The sequence below is a fragment of the Neisseria sp. P0008.S010 genome, from assembly GCF_051962715.1.
In the GTDB taxonomy this organism is placed as follows: Bacteria; Pseudomonadota; Gammaproteobacteria; order Burkholderiales; family Neisseriaceae; genus Neisseria; species Neisseria elongata.
In genome coordinates this window covers 1-1,559 of record NZ_JBQCVA010000101.1, presented here as the reverse complement: position 1 = coordinate 1,559, position 1,559 = coordinate 1, and the positions used below count along the sequence as shown (strand labels likewise).

Here is a 1,559-nt window from a genome sequence, read left to right as displayed (position 1 = left end):
CCACAGCTCTGTTTTGGCAATATCAACCGCACGGCCTGTACCATGGCAATCTCTGCATCTTGCCCCCGGCGTCGCGGCACTACGGCAATAATCCGCATAAGCGAATGTTGCGAGCACTTGCAGTACCTTTGCCTTAGTATTTCCTTCAAGCTTTGCCACACCACGGTATTTCCCCGATACCTTGTGTGCAAATTGCATCAGATAGTTGATAGCCTTTTGTTTGTCGTTCTGGCTGAGTTCGTGCTTACCGCAGAATGCAGCCATACCGAATCCGGCTTGTGATTGCGCCATCCCCATAGCAGCCATCACATCAGTACCGGAAAGAGAGTCAGAAGCCGTGGCCCGTGGTGAGTCGCTCATCATCGGGCTTTTTGGCGAATGAAATTTAGCTACGCTTTCGAGTCTCATGCGCCTTCTCCCTGTACCTGAATCAATGTTAGGTTTCCGCAGAACACTGCGCCGGTATCGATATACATTTGGTTGGCAAACTTGAGTGGTTTCACTGCTGGCGTATGACCAAAGATGAACGTGTCCGCGCCTTTGATTTCTTTCACGATCCCGTTTTGTGAGTTGCTGATTCGTTCGCGGTTCCAGATTACCTGCTGATGATCAACTGGCTTTCCAAACTCGTATTCGTCAAAGGGATAATCGGCGTGGCAGATAACATATTTTTTATCTTTGCTCACCAGTTCGATGATTAACGGAAGTTCATCTGCTTTATGGGCAAGAGCTTTAGCCAGAATTTCTTTGTCGTAATCGAGATTAAAGAACCAGCCACCGCCATTAAGCAGCCAGTGATTAACGTTTCCACGCTCTGATAATCAATCAATCATCATTTGCTCATGGTTTCCACGTACAGCTCTGAACCAGGGGAATGTGATTAATTCCAGGCATTCAACGTTCTCTGCACCACGATCAACCAAATCGCCCACCGAGATAAGCAGGTCTTTTTTGTTGTCGAATCCAATCGTATCCAGTTTGTTCATCAGGTTCGTGTAGCATCCGTGCAGATCGCCAACTACCCAAATATTTCGGTATTTGCTGCCATCAATTTTTTCGTAATAGCGCATCTCTTTCACTCCATCCGCGATGAACCATGAGAACGTCGTTGACGATGGCGTGCATTTTCCCGTCTTTATCATCAACGTATTTTCTGACCGTACCGCGACTACATTTCAGTCTGCGTGCTACTTCTGTCTGATTTCCGTATGTTTCAACGAGCATGTCTGGAATGGTTTTTACTGAGAACGTCATGCGGCCTCACTTCTGCTATTTCGCAGGTCTTTGAGTTTCTGTTGGTACTCTGCCTTGATCGCCTTGCACTCTTCGATAGTCCAGCGATGGCGGTTATGGTTTGATTCGATTTCGTCTACTGCTTCCTGCCCGATGCGGCTAATCAGTTCGACGCGATACGGAACGAGATTTCCGCTTTTGTGCTGGTTGCACACCACGCATTGCTTGTGAATATTGCGTTCATTAAATCGGAGTTGAGGTGCCGCAGCAGTTGTCCGGTAATGTCCGGCATCCCACTGAGCAGACGTGAGCGTTCCGCACGAGAT

At 48.0% G+C, this 1,559-nt stretch carries 5 protein-coding genes; all 5 read right to left on the bottom strand.

From position 1 onward, the window contains the following. Window positions 1-408 (bottom strand): antitermination protein Q (locus ACTHSL_RS12560; RefSeq protein WP_440381651.1); only part of this gene is annotated, 408 nt, incomplete at its 3' end. Next, entirely contained in the window at window positions 405-686 is a 282-nt protein-coding gene (locus ACTHSL_RS12555) for a hypothetical protein (RefSeq protein WP_440381650.1), read from the bottom strand. The genes ACTHSL_RS12555 and ACTHSL_RS12560, both read right to left, overlap by 4 nt. Window positions 687-821: 135 nt before the next feature. Beyond that, the gene (locus ACTHSL_RS12550; RefSeq protein WP_440381649.1) at window positions 822-1,070 is read right to left on the bottom strand and encodes a metallophosphoesterase; all 249 of its coding nucleotides are present in this window, start codon (window positions 1,068-1,070) and stop codon (window positions 822-824) included. Next, entirely contained in the window at window positions 1,048-1,224 is a 177-nt protein-coding gene (locus ACTHSL_RS12545; RefSeq protein WP_095463760.1) for a protein ninH, read from the bottom strand. Before ACTHSL_RS12545 ends, ACTHSL_RS12550 begins: the two co-directional genes overlap by 23 nt. A gap of 26 nt (window positions 1,225-1,250) precedes the next feature. Continuing rightward, on the bottom strand, window positions 1,251-1,559 hold a 309-nt coding region (locus ACTHSL_RS12540), incomplete at its 5' end, for a recombination protein NinG (RefSeq protein ID WP_440381648.1).

Bases quoted from the DNA above. Each gene is read 5' to 3' on its own strand.
- ACTHSL_RS12545 (WP_095463760.1), bottom strand. From the start codon at position 1,224: ATGCTCGTTGAAACATACGGAAATCAGACAGAAGTAGCACGCAGACTG.
- ACTHSL_RS12550 (WP_440381649.1), bottom strand. From the start codon at position 1,070: ATGCGCTATTACGAAAAAATTGATGGCAGCAAATACCGAAATATTTGG.